The sequence below is a fragment of the Jejuia spongiicola genome (assembly GCF_023502325.1).
Taxonomy (GTDB): domain Bacteria; phylum Bacteroidota; class Bacteroidia; order Flavobacteriales; family Flavobacteriaceae; genus Wocania_A; species Wocania_A spongiicola.
Genome location: NZ_JAMFLZ010000001.1, coordinates 218,920 through 237,264 on the forward strand (window position 1 = coordinate 218,920; position 18,345 = coordinate 237,264).

An 18,345-nucleotide genomic window follows, 5' to 3' on the forward strand; every position below is an offset into this window, starting at 1 on the left:
TTATATTTCTTTTTCGGTGAATGGAATATCAATACTACAAATCTCTAAAATGAGTTGTTTTAATTGATCGTTAAATTTATTAAGCACATCCTCAGTAATTAACGAATCTTTTTTGGCATATGCACCAGCTTTATCTTTTTTAGAAAACTTTAAAAATCCATTGCTTAAGTTTTTAAAAGAAATAATACCAGCTTCAGCAGGAAGCTTAATTTGCTTAGATTGATGCATCATTAGTGCATAAGTAAGTACTTGGAAACTTTTGCTGTATTTATTGTAATCGGTAGTAATGTCTTCCCAATTTATGATTTCAACACTGCTTTGATTAACTATTCCTGTTTTATAATCAATAATTCTAGTTGTACCATTATATTCATCAATTCTATCTACTTTACCAGTTAGATTTACAGGAAAATTAAGCTCAGGAATATCAATCTGTACATTGTTTTCAGCTTCAATAGCAATGATTTTTATTTGGTTACCAGCTTTTAAATCTTGTATCTCTAAATCTAAAAAGTTTGATACATAGCGTTTGGCTATTTCAAAAATAATAAGGTTTTTACCTTTAGTTACATCACCTTCTTTATATTCATTTTTAAAATGATAGCTTACATTTTCAGAGGTTTTTAATTTTAAGCTTTTAATTTTTTCGACAGTTAAAAACTCTCCAATAAAAGGCTTGTATAAATCCTCAAGTGTATTGTGCACAACGGTCCCTAAAGTGTTTGCAGCAACAGTTTCTTCGGCATCATTAAATTGCTTTATTTTTAAAATTTTCTGATAATAAAAATCAATAGGATTTCTTATGTAATTGGTAAGAGAAGAAGGTGAAAACCCTTTTTTTGCAACTTCAATGATTTTGTTAAGTAGCTCGGGAGTTTTATTTACAATACTTAGCTGAAGACTTATTAGGGGTACATAAGGTGCTATAACTTTATGATTTATTTTATGCTTTTTTTCTAATTGCAATTGTGTTATAAACCTGCTTTTTTCTCCACCAGTTAATACATCGACTTCGGTATTGTATAAAATATAAACATTTTTTGCACGCTGTAAAAGCCTGTAAAAATGATAGGTATAAACAGCATCTTTTTCTTTATAAGTAGGGAGCTTGTTTTCTAATTTAACATCAAACGGAATAAATGAATTATTGCTTTTTCCAGAAGGCAATATACCTTCGTTTACAGATGAAATAATTACAGTTTCAAAGTCTAAAACTCGGGACTCTAGCATACCCATAATTTGTAAGCCTTGTAAAGGTTCGCCTTGAAAATCTAAGGTTTCAGTGCTTAATAACTCTTTATAAACTCCAAATAAGGTTGGAATATCTTTAATATGATTATACTCTGAGTTTAATCGAGATAGCTCGTTAAATAACTCGTTAAAGCGAAATAAATATTCTAAGGATAATTGATTTGAGGCTTTATTTTCAGTTAAATTATTTTTAATAGTCAAGATTAATTGCGAACAGTTTTTTAAAACTGTATCAACAGATATTTCCCAGTTAGTAAAAAGAATGTCAATAATAGATTCTGTTTTAATAGCTATTTGCTTTAATCTATTTGGAGTTAAATAAATAATGTTATTCGCCTCAATAGTTTCTATAATTTTGGAAGCATAATCAATATCTTGAAAATATAATAGTGGCCTTATAAATTGATGTGATATTATATTTATAATGTCTTTATAATAAAATGATTTTGATGATTTTTTATGAAGGTTAAATAAAGTTTCAAAAAGAGAAGCAAGCGGAATAGATTTTAACGGAAAACCCATAGTAATATTTAAGGCTTCGATTGATTCTGGCAACGAATTTAGTACAGGAATCAATAAATTTTCGTCACCCAATACTACGGCGGTGTTTTGTAATGATTGGTTTTGTTTACTTAAATCACTCAATAGCGTGCCTATATATTTTGATTGCCCAATGCTTTTTGGCACACCATAAATTGAAATATTCTTTTCTTTTAAATAATTATTAGTTATCCAATTAAATGGATTTTTTTTAAAGTACTTCCAGCTTGTTTTATGTTGCCTTGTAAACAGGGCTGCATCATGCTTTGGGTTATTCATAAAAACGATATCAATATCCCAATAAATTTTTGCTAAGTCATTTTGCAGAAGTTCTTGTATAATGGTTTCTTCTGCAGTATTTAATGCATTAAACCCTAAAAAAACATGTTGTTTGCTTGTATTACTTTGAATGTAAGGCTCTAAATTTTTAACGGCCTCTCTGTAAATTAATCCTTGATAACCAATACCTTTATTTAAAAGTTGTTCTGTAAAACACGTGTAGTAATTATAAAGTTTGCTCCAAAAAGATAGGTAGTTTTTAACAAAATCTGTTTTGTCTTTTTCTAAGGACCAATGGTTTAATTCCTGGATGTCACTTAAATAATTAAAAACTTTTTTTTGTGGGATAAGATACCTGTCAATTTCATTAAAATCTTGAATTAGTATTTGAGCCCATTTTGAAAACGATTCAAAGGAATCAAGATGCTCTTTATTTGTTATTTGATTGTAGCTACTGTAAAATTCAAATAATAACTCGGTATTAGAGACTGTTTTTAGCTGTGATAATGTTTCAACAAATTCTTCAATACTTATAATTTGTGGAGAAAAAATAGTTTGATTGCTAACCTTGTGTATTTGATGCTTTAAAAATAAACCAGCCCTTTTGCTAGGTAAAACAAAGGTTAAATTGGAGAGATTAATATTGCTATTTTGTAAATCTTTTAGAACATCAAAAATGAAAGTCGTCATTGTATAAAAATAAAAAACGCTTCGGATATCCGAAGCGTTTTTTGTAAAACTTATTTTTAAAAACTATTTACTAGTTTATTATTTTGCTAAGTTAATTTCAACACGTCTGTTGTTAGCTCTACCTTTTCTAGTTTTGTTAGAATCGATTGGCTTAGACTCTCCATAACCAAGAGCAGATAATCTAAATGCATCAATACCATTTTTAACTAAGTATTCTTTAACAGAGTTAGCTCTAGAATCAGATAGTCTTTGGTTTAATTTCTCACTACCAACGCTATCAGTGTGTCCTTCTACAGTAAATTTAGAATTAGGATATTCTTTAAGAATTTTAATGATATCACCTAAAACTGCTGCAGATTGAGTTTTGATTGTAGATTTACCTGTATCAAATAAGATAGTTTTAGCGTATTCGTTAAGTTGTTTCTGAACTTCATCAGATACTTCTGGGCAACCATTGTTAGCAACAGTACCTTTAACGTCTACACAGTTATCATCTTTATCTAAAACACCATCACCGTCAGTATCTGGCCATGGGCAACCTTTGTTAGCAGCAGGACCAGCAGTGTTAACACAGCTATCATCAGCATCAGTTACACCATCACCATCAGCATCAGGACAACCAGCTAAAGCTTTTAAACCAGCAACTGTAGGACAGTTATCATCTTTATCAGCAACACCGTCACCATCAGCATCAGGACATCCATTAAACTCAGCTAAACCAGCTTCGTTAGGACAAGAATCTTTAGAATCTTCAATGCCATCACCGTCAGTATCAGGACAACCGTTGAAAGCTTCTAAACCAGCAACATCTGGACAAGCATCATCTTTGTCATAAATACCATCACCATCAGTATCAGCTCCTCCAAATTTGATAGAAATACCAACTGTATGTTGGAAATGTGTTTGTAAGTAATCTTCAAAAGCATGTTTGTATGCAGATTGAAGAGTTAAACCAATGTTTTCGTTAAACCAAACGTTTAAACCTAAAGTACCATTTATTGTACCAGCTCCAACTTCGTCAACCCAAGTGTAACCACCACCAGCACCTAAGTAAGGCTCGAAAGTGTTTGAGTTAAATAAATTTTGAAGACTATACTTAATAGTACCATCAACAGCATAATAAGATAAATCATCAACTGAAGCATCTCCCCATTTATCAATTTTATTTAAAGATCCAGCAACTCCAAAAGTAAAGCCGTCTCCTATATATTTAGATACAGAGATAGTTGATAAAGAAGGTAAAATATTCCAATGGTCTTCAGCATTGAAGAACTCATCAAAAGTATCACCAAGTGGTGCGTTTTCCCCTGTAGGATAAAAGTCAACCGCGTTAGCCCCAATGGTAATTTGCCATGGGTTGTTTTCGTCTTGTGCATTTACGTTGCTATAACCAAGTACAAGCAACATAGCGAACAATAATCTGCTAAGATTTTTCATATTCAAAAGTTTAATTTTTAAGTGTTAATTGTAAGCAAAAGTAAGTTGTTAAATGTTATTAACAAAGACAAATGTATAAAAATATTGTTGAAATCGGTTGTTCATCGATAGTTCAGAATGATTTTAGATAATTTTTAGAGCGCTCCCAACTTTTGAAAACGCAGCAATAGCCTTGTCTAAATGCTCTTTTGTATGAGCAGCCGATAGTTGTACGCGAATTCTTGCTTTTCCTTTCGGTACAACGGGAAAAAAGAACCCGATAACGTAAATACCCTCTTTTAAAAGCATGTTTGCCATAGTTTGCGACAGCTTTGCATCGTATAGCATAACAGGCACGATTGCGGAATCTCCATCTACAATATCTAAGCCTGCTGCTTTCATGCCTTTTTTAAAGTAATTGGTATTCCATTCTAGTTGGTCTCTTAATTCAGTATTATTAGCAAGCATATCAAAAACTTTAATAGACGCTCCAACAATTGAAGGTGCTAAAGAATTTGAAAACAAGTAAGGTCTAGACCGTTGACGTAACATATCAATAATTTCTTTTTTACCGGTTGTGTAGCCTCCCATTGCACCACCTAATGCTTTTCCTAAAGTACCTGTAATAATATCTATGCGATTCATTACATTTTTTTCTTCAAGTGTACCTCTACCTGTTTTTCCTATAAAGCCAGTAGCATGACACTCATCAATCATAACTAAGGCATCATATTTGTCTGCTAAATCACAAATCTTGTCAAGAGGAGCAACTAACCCATCCATCGAAAACACACCATCGGTTACTATTATTTTAAACCGTGCTCCATTTTCATTGGCTGCAATAAGTTGCTGTTCTAAATCTTCCATATCATTATTTTGATAGCGGTACCTTGCTGCTTTACATAAACGAACACCATCAATAATAGAGGCATGATTTAAGGAGTCTGAAATAATAGCATCTTCTTTTGTTAATAGTGGTTCAAAAACCCCACCATTTGCATCAAAAGCGGCGGCGTATAATATAGTGTCTTCAGTTTGATAGAAGTCTGCTATTTTTTGCTCTAATTCTTTATGAATATCTTGTGTTCCACAAATAAAACGAACTGAAGACATTCCAAAACCATGAGTGTCCATAACATCTTTTGCTGCCTGAATAACTTCAGGGTGTGACGATAAACCTAAATAATTGTTGGCACAAAAATTTAAAACTGTTTCACCAGTATTTAAAGTTATTTCTGCACCTTGGGCAGAGGTAATAATACGCTCTTCTTTATAAAGCCCATTGTTCTTTATATCTTGAATTTCTTTCTGTAAATATTGTTTTATATTGCTGTACATGATTTTGATAATTTTAGCAAAGTTATATTACTTTTATTTGAATATCATCATTTATGTAGACAAGAATTTTTTTGATAACTTTTAAGCTCATGTCTTCTAAAACATCTTGGTATGTTTGTAATTGTTGCTGATGCTTTTTGTCTTCTAAACCTGTTTTATAATCTATAATAACGGCTTCATTACTAGAACTAACAACCACGCGGTCTGGACGTAAAATTATGCCTTCTTTTGTGATAATATCACGTTCATTGTAAACAATAAAGTTTGAAGTATAATAATCTTTAAGCTTAGAGTGATTTACAATCTCATTTACAATTTCTTTTAAAATACTGGCTTGTTCTTTATTAATGGAAGAGGAGTTGACGTATTCGTTTATAACATAATTAATATCATCTTTGGTATTAATTTTAGACATGATATTATGTATAAGATTCCCTTTTTCAATAGCATCTTGCTGTGTGGTGTCCCAGAGTAAACCAGATTTTGTTACTATTTTTATATTGTGAGCTTCTTTTGCTGTTGAAATAAATTGTAGTTGAGTTTGGGTTTTTTCTTTAGTGATTTCCTTTTTGGTATTTCTTTTTGGGTTTCCGAATGCGTAAACTAGTTTTGAATCATCCCATTGGTTAATATGCTTTAAATACTCAATAAACAAGCCCGAATATCTTTTTATATTTACTACGCCCTTTGATGAAATGTCTTTTTTGGAAATGATGTGTAATTGTTCTGCAGCTCGAGTTAAAGTAACATACAACAAATTAATATTATCTAATTCTTGTTCAGATTGGTGCTTGTTAAAAATACGATAACCTTCATCTCCAAAATATTCAAAATCTTTATTGTAATTTAATAAAGTATGCGAAAAACCTTGATACTTTTCTTTATCCAAGGCATACCACTCTTTGGGTTCTATTTCTCTATAAATATCTAAATCGGCAAATGGAAAAATAACCACAGGAAACTCTAACCCTTTAGATTTGTGAATGGTCATAATCTGAACTGCATTTTGTCCATTAGGCGAAACAATACTTAAACTTTCTTTTTTCTTGTCAAAATAGTTCAAAAATCCAGAAATATCAGATCCCTTTTTTTGTGAAAAATCTAAAACAACATCTAAATAAAACTGAATATATGCATTTGATGTTTTAACCAAATTAAAACTCCTCACAACAGTTTCTGCCAAATCGTATAGTGGTAAATGCAATAAGGTGTTATGAGTCAAATAAATATTAAACTCCTCTAAACTTTTAAAGAGTTGAGGTAGTGTTAAATGAATATGATTAGAAAAGAACTCGTGTTTATTTTCAATATTAAAAAGTGTTGTTAAATAATTTAAAATATCAATTTTTACTTCATTGTTTTTAGGATGAATTAAAAGTGCTAAAAAGTTATTTATAAAATTAACTTCTGGAGAATTATTCAATAATAATGTTTCAGAAGAAATGATAGGGATGTTATTTTGGCTTAAATAATTAGCTATAGCAACACCTTCTTTTTTCTTGCGTACTAAAACACAAATATCTTCTAAAGTATATCCATTTTCAATACAGTTATTAATAACTTTCAAAGTGTTTTCAGAAAATATTGCATCTCTATCGTCATCTTTTTCAACTTCTAAAAACAAAAAAGACACATAGCCGTCTTCTTTTTTAGTTATGTTTTGGTGTGCATTTTCATAAAGCGTCTTATAATCATTAGTATTAAACACTTGATGCGATAAAAACTTAAAAAACGTGTTATTAAAGTCTACTATTTTTTCAAAACTTCTATAATTTTCTTCAAGAGTTTCTACCTGCTGTTTAATTTGAAAAGGCTGTTCTTTTTCGTTAAACAAATCAATAAATTGCTCTGCTTTACCACCACGCCAACGATAAATAGCCTGTTTAGCATCTCCAACTAACATAGTGGATCCGTTTTCAGAAGAAAGCGAGTTTTCTAAAAGCGGAATTAAATTCTTCCATTGCATTTGCGAAGTATCTTGAAACTCATCTATAAAATAATGCTTGAATTTTTCGCCAATACGTTCGTATATAAAAGGTGTGGGTTGATTTTTTATTTCTTTGCTTATAATAGCGTTAAATTCTGAAATCAACATTTTATTCTGTTCCGTTTTTAAAATGCTTAACTCATTATTTATAGCGTTTAAAACAGATAGCGGTGTTAAGTTTTTATAAAAAGCGTTTAAAAATTTAAGATGAAAAACAGCTTGTTTAGTTTTGTTAAAGGCATTTGCCAATTGTGGTTGAATTTGATCAATTATTAAAGCAACATCTTCTGTAGTGCGTTTAGGGTAAAGTAGATTGTTGTCTGTTAAATCGACTTGCCAATTCAAGTCAAACTTGATTTCAAATTTTTTGTTGGTAAGGTTTTGAAAATGTTTAGGCAGCGAGCTTCTAGAAAAATCGTTGTGTTCTAACCCAGCTTCTTCAATTAAGGTTAAAATACACTCGGCATCTTTAACGATAGTTGTTTCAATTGTAAGAATGTCTTTTTTTAATTGTGTTTTTAATATCTTAAAATCGTTTAAAGTTTTATGTTTTAACGTTTCAATAAACGGCATGTCATTTTCATTAACAAGTAGTTTCGCAATCTTATTAAAATCGTAAGCAACATCCCAACTTTTGTCATCATCAGCTTTTTCAATAGCAAAATCTACCAAAACTTTAGTTAGAGTCTCGTCGGTTCCGGCTTTAGCAATTAAACTATCCACAGCTTCATTTAAAAGCGAATCTTGATCTAGCTCGACCTCAAAATTTAAAGGTAATTTTAAATCGTGTGCAAAGGTTCTTATAAGTTTATGTGTAAAGCCATCAATGGTTGAAATATCAAATGATGCGTAATTGTGCATAATAGTAGTTAATTGTTTTTCTGCCTTTGCCCGAAGTTTTTCTGGCTCTATTTTAAGTTCTTTACAGATGTCTTCAAACATTTCTATAGGCTTTTCGAGATTCTCTTCTGAAGAAAACTGTTTAAGATTTTCGATAATACGGTCTTTCATTTCTGCTACCGCTTTATTTGTAAACGTAATACCCAAAATATTTTTGAATAAGTACAGGTTGTCGGAGCTAAATAAAATTTTTAAATATGTTTTTACTAGGGTATAGGTTTTCCCGCTACCAGCAGAAGCATTATAAATAGCAAAAGGATAATTAGACTGCATATAAACAAATTTAGATACAATATAAAAACTATCAATGGTTTCATAACAATTTATTATTTTTAATTGAAGCGTTTTATCCGTAAATTTGAATGGAAATAAATACTAATATTTAAAACAGAAAAATATGGCTTTCGAATTACCGAGTTTAGGATATGCTTACGATGCTTTAGAACCTAATATAGATGCACGTACAATGGAGATACACCATTCTAAGCATCACCAAGGATATACAAACAATTTAAATAATGCAATAGCAGGAACAGATTTAGATGGAAAATCTATTGAAGACATTTTAACTAATTTAGATATGAGCAATGGTGCTGTTAGAAATAACGGCGGTGGCTATTATAATCACAGCTTATTTTGGACTGTTATGAATCCAGAAGATAGAGGCTATTTATCTGGAGAGTTAAAAGACGCTATAGAAGCTGCTTACGGATCTAAAGATGAATTTATTGCTGCTTTTAGTAAAGCTGCTGCAACTCGCTTTGGTTCAGGTTGGGCTTGGTTATGTGTGCATAAAGGCGGTAAAGTAGAAATTTGCTCTACACCAAATCAAGATAATCCATTAATGCCAGGAGTTAGCTGTGGTGGCACTCCAATTTTAGGATTGGATGTTTGGGAACACGCTTATTATTTAAACTACCAAAACCGTCGTCCAGATTATATTAATGCATTTTTTAATGTTGTTAACTGGAATGAAGTTGAAAGACGTTACGCTGAAGCAAAATAAAATAGTTTACAATTATATATATATAAAAGCAAATTCAGAAATGGATTTGCTTTTTTTATGGCGTTACCCTAATACTTCGATTACTAAAAATATTAAAAAGTTAAATAAAACAATCAGAAAATATATAAGAAGAGACTACTACCTACTCAGAAATTAATATAAAATGAAAAAGGTGAACGAGTGTTCACCTTTTTGCCCCAAATCTACCATAAACTTAACCTACTTATGTTATGGTGAGACAAATATATACTGGTAAAATAGTTTACTAAAATTTTTTAGTTAAACGACTAATATATTGGCTTAAAAGAAATTATGTTGATAATATAGGTATAATGAAAAAGATGTAAGAAAATATTTTTTCGAAAATTAAACGCATAAAAAAAGGCGAACGAGAGTTCACCTTTTTTTGCCCCAAATCTACCATGAACTTAACCTACTTATGTTATGGTGAGACCAATTTATATGTATTTTATATAACTTGATTATTTATTAGACAAACAGTCTCTTTTTTCAGATTAACTGTTTTTTTAGCAAAATTGATATATGAAAAGTGCACATTAATAATTTAATAAGCCCGTTCGTTATTACCTTCATAAAAATTAATAAAAGCTCTATTTACAACTCTGTTACCTCCAACCGTAGGATAGTTTCCTGTAAAGTACCAATCGCCTAAATGTTCTGGACAGGCTTTATGCAAATTTTCTACAGGCTGAAAAATTATTTTCACTTCAGCATTTACAGTTTCATCACTTAATAATTTTGCCGCCTTATCTGAAATTTCTTCATCAGTAAATGGATCATAAATCTCTTTTACAAAATTCTTCACATGTCTATCAGCTAATTCTGTTTGGGTTAAACATTTATTGTAAACATCTTCAACAATATGATACATGTTTCTGTCTTTTAAAAGCGCTAGTGCAGATCTAAAAGCAATTAAAGTTTCAAGGTTAGCCATATCAATACCGTAGCAATCTGGATATCGTATTTGTGGTGCAGACGATACAACGACAATCTTTTTAGGGTTTAGCCTATCCAACATTTTAATGATGCTCTTTTTTAAAGTAGTACCGCGTACAATACTATCGTCTATAATTACCAAATTATCGGTAGGTTTTATTACGCCATAAGTAACATCATATACGTGAGCAACCAAATCATCTCTACTGCTATCTTCAGTTATAAATGTACGTAGTTTAACATCTTTGATCGCTATTTTTTCTATACGTGGTCTTTCTTCTAAAATATCTGTAACTTTTTGAGCAGACATTTTACCACCTCCACTTAAAATTGCAGCTGTTTTCTTTTCATTTAAATGATTTTCTACAGTTTCTATCATTCCATAAAAAGAAGTTTCTGCAGTGTTTGGTATATAAGAAAAGACTGTATTTTTTGTATCGTTGTTAATGGCTTTTAAAACTTGAGGCATTAATAGTTTTCCAAGCTTTTTTCTTTCTTGGTAAATTTCTTCATCACTTCCACGAGAAAAATAAATACGCTCAAAAGAACAAGATTTACGTTCTAATGGTTCTAATATTTTTTTAATAGATACTTTTCCAGATTTTTTTGCAATAATAGCATGTCCAGGGTCTAATTCTTTAACATCATTAAACTCTACATTAAAAACAGTTTGAATTACTGGGCGTTCTGATGCTACAACTACAATTTCGTCATCTTTATAATAATATGTTGGGCGAATACCAGCTGGATCTCTTAAAACAAAAGCATCTCCGTGGCCAATAAGCCCTGCCATAGCATAACCACCATCCCAATTTTTTGCTGCTCGTCGCAATATTTTACTCACCTTAAGGCGTTTTGCTATTTGAGGAGAGGCATCTCTTTTATTATAGCCTTCTTTTTTTAAGTCTTTATAAATTTTACTTACGGCATCATCTAAAAAATGACCAATTTTTTCCATTACAGTTATGGTATCGGTATATTCTTTTGGATGCTGACCTAACTCAATAAGGTTGCTAAAAAGCTCTTTAACATTAGTCATGTTAAAGTTTCCTGCCATTATTAAATTTCTGTGCATCCAATTGTTTTGTCTTAAAAATGGATGTACACTTTCAACACTATTTTTTCCAAAAGTTCCGTATCGCACATGGCCTAATAAAACTTCTCCTATATAAGGGATGTTCTTCTTTTGAGCAGCGACATCATTAGCATATTCTGGATGTTCGGTAATCTCTTTATTAATGCGCTCGTTAATCTGTGCAAAAATATCTTGAATGGGTTGTTGCTGTATAGAGCGAATACGACTTATATAACGTTCACCAGGTTTGGTATCTAATTTAATGCTTGCAAAACCAGCACCGTCTTGTCCACGATTATGCTGTTTTTCCATCATTAAATACATTTTATTCACACCATAAAATGCGCTACCGTATTTTTCTTTATAATATTCTAGTGGTTTTAAAAGCCTAATAACTGCTATTCCACATTCGTGCTTTAGTGCGTCACTCATTATAAATTTTATTAGTGTTTTTTGGATTCCAAAATAAACTCTTTTCTAGAAACCCATTTTAAATTAAAAACGCGCTCTATTTTAGAGCGCGTTGGTTTATGTTAATTCTATATCAAATTGCGTTAATTGCTTAAATTGCAATAGTCGCTTGTGTACTTCTTCACTTGATAAATCAATCATGCGTTCGGTGCCAAATTTTTCAACACAAAAGGATGCTAATGTTGATCCATATATTACAGCCTTTTTCATATTATCGAATGATGTGTCTCCAGTTTTTGCAATGTAACCAGCAAAACCACCTGCAAAAGTGTCGCCAGCTCCTGTCGGATCAAAAACTTCTTCAAGTGGTAAAGCAGGAGCGTAAAATACATGGTCGTTATGAAACAATAAAGCACCATGCTCTCCTTTTTTAATAACTACGTATTCTGGTCCCATGGCATGAATCTTACGAGCAGCTACTACAAGCGAATATTCTCCTGTTAATTGCCTTGCTTCTTCATCATTTATGGTAATAACATCTACGCGCTTAATTACATTGTGTAAATCCTCTAAAGCACTATCCATCCAAAAATTCATAGTATCTAAAATGACTAGTTTTGGTTTGGTAGTCATTTGATCTAACACGCTTGATTGGACAATAGGGTGTAAATTACCTAACATTACTATTTCGGCATCGCGGTAATTTTCTGGAACAACAGGGTTAAAATCTGCAAGGGTATTTAACTCTGTTACTAACGTATCGCGAGAATTCATGTCGTTATGATAGCGTCCGCTCCAAAAGAAGGTTTTACCATCTTTAACAATTTCTATCCCAGATGTATCAATCTTTTTTTCTGATAATAAATCTAGATATTCTTGAGGGAAATCACCTCCAACTATAGATACAGCTGTAGTATCAATATTAAAATGAGAGGCAGCTAACCCAATAAAAGTTGCTGCACCTCCAAGAATTTTATCAGTTTTACCAAAAGGTGTTTCAATAGCATCAAACGCTACGGTACCTACAATTACTAATTTACCCATAAAAAGGAGTTATAATTTTCTGCAAATATAAGTCTTTTAAAGACTAATTCAAGAATAATTTTTTGAATACATTTTATGCTTTTTAATTACTAATTAATGCTCGTAATTTTGAAAATTTAGGATAATAATTTATTAAAAACCTAACTTTCTTCTATTATTAGTGTTCGAAGTAAAATAAATGATGTTTAGGCTAAATATATTGGTATTCAAGAATTTCAAGGCAGATAGATATGCTTAATAGCTCTATTTTTATGTTGTAAAGTCCATAAACTGAACCTTTTTCAAGAGATCCCTCTAAAAATTTGATGAGACTTACTAAAAAATTAAGCGTTTTGAAGATATACTAATTATTAGTTATGAGGGATATAATTTTACTGTTAAGTATTGTTTTTTCTGGAGTTAATGTAGCTTATTCTCAAGTAGGGATAGGCACCACAAGCCCTACAGCCCAATTAGAGATTGAAGCAAATAACACAGGAATTCCAGCTCTTGAAATAAACCCTCAAACATCACCCACAGGTTCGGCAGAAGGTCAATTAGCAGTTATAGGTGATAGGTTGTATATGTATAATGTTTCTAGAGCAAAGTGGCTAAGTATTGAGACTACAACTTTATTGTTTGGAAGAAGCGGGAATCAAGATAATGTAAACTTAAGAGCGGTTGCAAATCAATCTAATAATAGATCAGGTTATTTAATGCCTTTTGATGGAACGATAACTTATATTACCGCAAAATCTAATAATAATAGTGGAGCACAATCTAAACAGTTTTCTGTTTTAGTGAGAAATGGGAATACAACAAACTCAACTACAAATTTTACAACATCTTCATCAGAATATACTAGTACTGCTGTAGATGTTGATTTTTCAGCTGGAGATTATATTAACGGAACTATAAATAATGATGGAAATGGGAATGTTAATAATGTTTCAATTATGATTTGTGTTAAATGGCGTCAATAACATTATTTTCGTCCAAAATCTGCAGGAATTTCTCCCCAAGCTTTAGTTTCCCATTTTACAATAACTGTTGTGTATGTATTGTTTTTTAACCAATCAATAGCTCTATCAATTAAATCGAAAACAGGTTTATTTTTTTTATTACGCTCTAATTTTGTATTACACTTTTTCTTTTTAACCCAACTCATAGCGGTTTTAGAATCAGTATAAAGAATTCTGTTACTATCATGCTTTTTAAGAAGAGCTAAGCCGTGTACAATAGCAAGAAATTCACCTATATTATTAGTGCCTTCCTCAAAAGGGCCTTGTATAAAAAGCTGCTTTTTTGTTTTTGTGTCTACACCGCGATATTCCATTTTCCCTGGGTTACCACTAGAAGCGGCATCAACTGAGATAGAGTTATAATTAGGCTGCCCTATTTTTTTTAATTGAGCTTCAGATAATTCGCTTTTAAATTTTGAAGTTTTACCAATATAATCTTTATAGTTGCCATTTAAGGCTTTTTTTGCAGCATCAAAGGTTGAGAATGATTTGTATTGAGCACCTTGAAAGTCTTTAATTTGAGCCTTGCAATCATCCCAAGACTCAAAAACACCAGTGTGATGTCCTTTCCAAACAGTGTAATATTTTTTTTTCTTTTTACTCATTTCATCATTCTCGCTAAGGAGAAAGTCTTATAAAATTATTTTCTAGCTTTCAAAAACAGCAACAGCTCTAACTGGAGAACCTGTTCCACCTTTAATTTTTAGAGGAAACCCAATAAAACGAAATCGACCTCTTCCAATCAATTTATGTAGGTTTATCAAGTTTTCATAATGTGTAAAACCTAATTCACCACAAATGCGATGCACTTTTTTGTTGGATATCCCAGAAACTCCTGGTGACATGGTTTCAACACCAAAAGCTGAAATATTTTTATTACCTAGCCACTTTGCGGTTTCTACTGAAATTCCTGGGCCTTTACTCCAATTTTCAGTTCCAAAAGCATTTCTATAATGATTGGTATAAATCAAAACAGTATCTTTTTCTTTTATTTCCAAATCTCCATTCTTACAAGCTTCTTCAATATCCCTTATTTCAATTAATTCATTGAATTTTTTATTTGAAAGATTTAAACATATACCTTCTGTATAAAACATAGATAAAGGCATTTTATCTATTGACTGCCCTTTGTGTTCTTTAGCCATATGGTTTATGGCATCAACATGAGTCCCTGTATGTTCTCCAAGCTCTAGTTTATGTACTGCTGGTGTTTTTGTTATAGCATCAAAGTCACCATCCCATTCTTCATGTGTATTATGTACACTCATTTTTACCTGTGGTAAATCTTTAAAAACAGGCATGCCTTCATAAATATCTTGACTTAAATCAATAATTTCAGTCATTATAAGTTTTTGTTTTTTCAGAAAACAATAATTTTTCTACCACTTTAGGAAAATGTTCCATTTCTAATTCATGAATTTTTTCAGCTACATCTTCAGCCTTGTCTTTCGCTAAAACCTCACATTTTGCTTGAAAAATAATAGCGCCTTCATCATAATGTTCATTTACATAATGAATGGTTATACCGGTTTCAGGTTCATTATTTTTAACAACAGCTTCATGTACATGCATGCCATACATACCTTTTCCGCCATATTTTGGTAATAATGCAGGATGCACATTAATTACTTTATTTGGGAATTCATTTAAAATATTTTCAGGAAATTTCCATAAAAAACCTGCCAATACAATTAAATCTGGATTTGATGTTTTTAAAATGTTTAGCACGTCATCCGTTTTTGTAAAGGCTATCCTGTTGAATGATAGTGCACTAACCTTTAGTTTTTTACAACGATCTAAAACTTTGGCATAAGGATTGTTAGTTAGTACCTGAATAACAGATACATTATCTCTGTTGTGAAAAAACTTAATTAAATTTTCAGCATTAGTACCACTTCCGGACGCAAAAATTACAATACGTTTCATTTTTACAGACATTTTGATAAAATTATTCAAACAAAAAAAAGAATAAATATTAACAATTTGAGGGTAAAAAAGAAATACTTAAAAGGAATTTTATTAAATTACAAACACATTTTTAAACTAAAAGGTTGTTTTAAAATAAAGTTTTTTATTTTTGCCACTTAATTAAAACTTAAAATTAAAAAATTATGTCAGACATTGCATCAAGAGTAAAAGCGATTATCGTAGACAAATTAGGGGTTGATGAGAACGAAGTTGTAACAGAAGCGAGCTTCACAAACGATTTAGGAGCAGACTCATTAGACACTGTAGAACTAATTATGGAATTCGAAAAGGAGTTCGATATTCAAATACCAGACGATCAAGCTGAAAATATTGCAACAGTTGGTCAAGCTATATCATATATTGAAGCTGCAAAATAAGCACTAAATTTTATGGAATTAAAGCGAGTTGTAGTCACAGGATTAGGGGCTTTAACACCTATTGGTAATACCAAAGATGAATTTTGGGAAGGACTAATTGGTGGTAAAAGTGGTGCTGCGCCTATAACGTATTATGATACCGAAAAGTTTAAAACCAAGTTTGCATGCGAGGTTAAAAACTTTAACGCAACCGATTTTCTTGATAGAAAAGAAGCTCGAAAAATGGATAAATTTGCCCAATACGCTATGGTGGCTGCAGATGAGGCTATTGGAGATGCTGATTTAGATCTTGATAAAGTCGACAAATTGCGAGTAGGTGTTATATGGGGCGCAGGTATTGGAGGTTTAGAGACGTTTCAGACCGAAGTATTAAACTTTGCTCAAGGAGATGGATCGCCAAGATTTAACCCATTCTTTATTCCTAAAATGATTGCTGATATTGCACCAGCAAACATTTCTATAAAGCATGGCTTTATGGGGCCAAATTACACAACAGTTTCTGCATGTGCTTCTTCAGCAAACGCAATATTCGATGCATTAAACTCTATACGTTTAGGGCATTGTGATGTTGTTGTTACAGGAGGAAGTGAAGCAGCTGTTACTATTGCAGGTATGGGTGGTTTTAACGCTATGCATGCATTATCTACTAGAAACGAAAGTCCAGAAACAGCATCTCGTCCATTTGATGGCACAAGAGATGGCTTTGTTCTTGGCGAAGGTGCAGGAGCACTTGTTCTAGAAGAGTATGAGCATGCAAAAGCAAGAGGAGCAAAAATTTATGCTGAAGTTGCAGGAGGAGGATTGTCTTCTGATGCACATCACATGACGGCTCCACATCCAGAAGGCATAGGTGTTATTGCTGTAATGAAAAACTGTTTAGAAAACGCAGGACTTAAACCAGAAGATGTAGACCATATAAATACGCATGGTACATCTACACCATTAGGAGATGTTGCAGAACTTAAAGCAATCTCAAATGTGTTCGGAAGTCATGCAAAAAATATAAATATTAATTCGACAAAATCGATGACAGGGCACTTGTTAGGTGCAGCAGGAGCTATTGAAGCTATATCGGTTATATTGGCAATGGAGCATGGTATTGTTCCTCCAACGATTAACCATACAACTGTGGATGAAAACATTGATCCAGAATTAAATTTAACTCTAAACAAGGCTCAAAAGAGAGATGTTAAAGTAGCTATGAGTAATACATTTGGATTTGGCGGACATAACGCTTGTGTATTATTCAAAAAAATAGATTGAATCCCGAATGAAAAACATTCGTAACATATTGAATTCCCGTTTTAAAGGCAACGGGAATTTTTTTATGCAATTAACTAAAATTCTTGGTTTTAAACCTAAAAAGATAAAGTATTATAGTACAGCATTTACGCATCGTTCCATGAACATAAAAGATAGTAAAGGCAATGCTATTAATTATGAACGCTTAGAGTTTTTAGGAGATGCCATGTTAAGCTCGGTTATTGCATCACATTTATATTTAGAAGTACCTAGCGGTGATGAAGGTTATCTAACCAAAATGCGCTCTAAAATTGTGAGTAGAGAACATTTAAACGAACTAGGTAAAGACTTAAGTTTAATAGATTTAGTTGAAAGTAAAATTCCATCAGGACAATTTGGAGATAACATTCATGGTAATTTATTTGAAGCATTAATAGGTGCTATTTTTCTTGACAGAGGCTATAAATACTGCGAAAAGTTTATTTTTAAACGTGTTATAATTCCTTATGTTGATATTGAAAAATTAGAAGGTAAAGTAATAAGTTACAAGAGTTTATTAATAGAATGGTGTCAAAAAGAAAAGAGAACATTTGGATACAATGTTTATGAAGATACAGGAAACGATGATGTTAGACATTTTTCAGTAAAACTCTCAATAGACGAAAAAGTAATAGCTAAAGCACGAGCAACTTCAAAGAAAAAGGCTGAAGAAAAAGCCTCTAAGCGTGCTTTTTTTGCATTTCAGAATAGTATGTCAAAAATGATGTAAAGAATCATTTTTTTAAGTAGGTTAACTACAACGTTTTAGTTCATTTTATCGTTAAGATTAGGGCAAACATTTTACAAGTAACTATTTTAAACCT

General features: G+C 31.6%; 14 protein-coding genes. 5 read left to right on the forward strand and 9 right to left on the reverse strand.

The window, feature by feature from the left end:
- From M3P09_RS01020 to M3P09_RS01035, 4 genes are all read right to left on the reverse strand, one after another.
- A complete protein-coding gene (locus M3P09_RS01020; RefSeq protein WP_249971697.1) occupies positions 1–2,760 on the reverse strand; it encodes a PD-(D/E)XK nuclease family protein in 2,760 nt (919 codons plus the stop codon).
- Positions 2,761–2,838: 78 nt separating this feature from the next.
- Positions 2,839–4,197: an OmpA family protein gene (locus M3P09_RS01025; RefSeq protein WP_099565060.1), complete on the reverse strand. Its 1,359-nt coding sequence runs from the start codon at positions 4,195–4,197 to the stop codon at positions 2,839–2,841.
- Between the two features lie 123 nt (positions 4,198–4,320).
- Positions 4,321–5,514 (reverse strand): glycine C-acetyltransferase, encoded by a 1,194-nt coding sequence (gene kbl, locus M3P09_RS01030; protein WP_249971698.1) that lies wholly within the window; start codon positions 5,512–5,514, stop codon positions 4,321–4,323.
- 22 nt (positions 5,515–5,536) lie between these two features.
- Positions 5,537–8,674, reverse strand: coding sequence for a UvrD-helicase domain-containing protein (locus M3P09_RS01035; protein ID WP_249971699.1), 3,138 nt, complete (start codon positions 8,672–8,674; stop codon positions 5,537–5,539).
- A 124-nt stretch (positions 8,675–8,798) separates the two neighbouring features.
- Here M3P09_RS01035 and M3P09_RS01040 point away from each other — a divergent pair, with 124 nt between their 5' ends.
- Positions 8,799–9,407 carry a superoxide dismutase gene (locus M3P09_RS01040; protein ID WP_099565057.1) on the forward strand — a complete coding sequence of 203 codons (609 nt, stop codon included), beginning with the start codon at positions 8,799–8,801 and terminating at the stop codon, positions 9,405–9,407.
- Between the two features lie 565 nt (positions 9,408–9,972).
- Here the strand turns inward: M3P09_RS01040 and M3P09_RS01045 are convergent.
- Both M3P09_RS01045 and M3P09_RS01050 read right to left on the reverse strand, forming a co-directional pair.
- Complete coding sequence (locus M3P09_RS01045) at positions 9,973–11,871, reverse strand: amidophosphoribosyltransferase (protein ID WP_249971700.1); 1,899 nt, start codon at positions 11,869–11,871, stop codon at positions 9,973–9,975.
- Positions 11,872–11,967: 96 nt separating this feature from the next.
- Entirely contained in the window at positions 11,968–12,894 is a 927-nt protein-coding gene (locus M3P09_RS01050) for a PfkB family carbohydrate kinase (protein ID WP_249971701.1), read from the reverse strand.
- A 356-nt stretch (positions 12,895–13,250) separates the two neighbouring features.
- On the opposite strand from M3P09_RS01050, the gene M3P09_RS01055 reads away from it, so the two are divergent.
- Positions 13,251–13,856, forward strand: coding sequence for a hypothetical protein (locus M3P09_RS01055; protein ID WP_249971702.1), 606 nt, complete (start codon positions 13,251–13,253; stop codon positions 13,854–13,856).
- Between the two features lie 2 nt (positions 13,857–13,858).
- Here M3P09_RS01055 and M3P09_RS01060 read toward each other — a convergent pair whose 3' ends face one another.
- Genes M3P09_RS01060 through purN form a run of 3 tightly spaced genes read right to left on the reverse strand, consistent with a single transcriptional unit; the run spans position 13,859 to position 15,821 of the window.
- Positions 13,859–14,500, reverse strand: a complete 642-nt coding sequence (locus tag M3P09_RS01060; RefSeq protein WP_249971703.1) for a ribonuclease H1 domain-containing protein — start codon at positions 14,498–14,500, stop codon at positions 13,859–13,861.
- Positions 14,501–14,542: 42 nt separating this feature from the next.
- Positions 14,543–15,238, reverse strand: coding sequence for a cyclase family protein (locus tag M3P09_RS01065; RefSeq protein WP_249971704.1), 696 nt, complete (start codon positions 15,236–15,238; stop codon positions 14,543–14,545).
- Complete coding sequence (gene purN / locus M3P09_RS01070) at positions 15,231–15,821, reverse strand: phosphoribosylglycinamide formyltransferase (RefSeq protein WP_249971705.1); 591 nt, start codon at positions 15,819–15,821, stop codon at positions 15,231–15,233. Before purN ends, M3P09_RS01065 begins: the two co-directional genes overlap by 8 nt.
- A 185-nt stretch (positions 15,822–16,006) precedes the next feature.
- On the opposite strand from purN, the gene M3P09_RS01075 reads away from it, so the two are divergent.
- From M3P09_RS01075 to rnc, 3 genes are read left to right on the forward strand one after another with little or no spacing between them, the layout of a single operon-like run.
- Complete coding sequence (locus tag M3P09_RS01075; RefSeq protein WP_007647141.1) at positions 16,007–16,240, forward strand: acyl carrier protein; 234 nt, start codon at positions 16,007–16,009, stop codon at positions 16,238–16,240.
- A gap of 12 nt (positions 16,241–16,252) precedes the next feature.
- Complete coding sequence (fabF, locus tag M3P09_RS01080; RefSeq protein ID WP_099565051.1) at positions 16,253–17,503, forward strand: beta-ketoacyl-ACP synthase II; 1,251 nt, start codon at positions 16,253–16,255, stop codon at positions 17,501–17,503.
- Positions 17,504–17,510: 7 nt separating this feature from the next.
- Positions 17,511–18,251, forward strand: a complete 741-nt coding sequence (gene rnc / locus M3P09_RS01085) for a ribonuclease III (RefSeq protein ID WP_099565050.1) — start codon at positions 17,511–17,513, stop codon at positions 18,249–18,251.
- Positions 18,252–18,345 lie beyond the last annotated feature (94 nt).

Coding starts and splice junctions, on each gene's coding strand:
- M3P09_RS01040 (WP_099565057.1), top strand. CDS start 8,799: ATGGCTTTCGAATTACCGAGTTTAGGATATGCTTACGATGCTTTAGAA.
- M3P09_RS01065 (WP_249971704.1), bottom strand. CDS start 15,238: ATGACTGAAATTATTGATTTAAGTCAAGATATTTATGAAGGCATGCCT.
- M3P09_RS01060 (WP_249971703.1), bottom strand. CDS start 14,500: ATGAGTAAAAAGAAAAAAAAATATTACACTGTTTGGAAAGGACATCAC.
- kbl (WP_249971698.1), bottom strand. CDS start 5,514: ATGTACAGCAATATAAAACAATATTTACAGAAAGAAATTCAAGATATA.
- M3P09_RS01025 (WP_099565060.1), bottom strand. CDS start 4,197: ATGAAAAATCTTAGCAGATTATTGTTCGCTATGTTGCTTGTACTTGGT.
- purN (WP_249971705.1), bottom strand. CDS start 15,821: ATGAAACGTATTGTAATTTTTGCGTCCGGAAGTGGTACTAATGCTGAA.
- M3P09_RS01035 (WP_249971699.1), bottom strand. CDS start 8,674: ATGCAGTCTAATTATCCTTTTGCTATTTATAATGCTTCTGCTGGTAGC.
- rnc (WP_099565050.1), top strand. CDS start 17,511: ATGAAAAACATTCGTAACATATTGAATTCCCGTTTTAAAGGCAACGGG.
- M3P09_RS01075 (WP_007647141.1), top strand. CDS start 16,007: ATGTCAGACATTGCATCAAGAGTAAAAGCGATTATCGTAGACAAATTA.
- M3P09_RS01045 (WP_249971700.1), bottom strand. CDS start 11,871: ATGAGTGACGCACTAAAGCACGAATGTGGAATAGCAGTTATTAGGCTT.
- M3P09_RS01020 (WP_249971697.1), bottom strand. CDS start 2,760: ATGACGACTTTCATTTTTGATGTTCTAAAAGATTTACAAAATAGCAAT.
- M3P09_RS01055 (WP_249971702.1), top strand. CDS start 13,251: ATGAGGGATATAATTTTACTGTTAAGTATTGTTTTTTCTGGAGTTAAT.
- fabF (WP_099565051.1), top strand. CDS start 16,253: ATGGAATTAAAGCGAGTTGTAGTCACAGGATTAGGGGCTTTAACACCT.
- M3P09_RS01050 (WP_249971701.1), bottom strand. CDS start 12,894: ATGGGTAAATTAGTAATTGTAGGTACCGTAGCGTTTGATGCTATTGAA.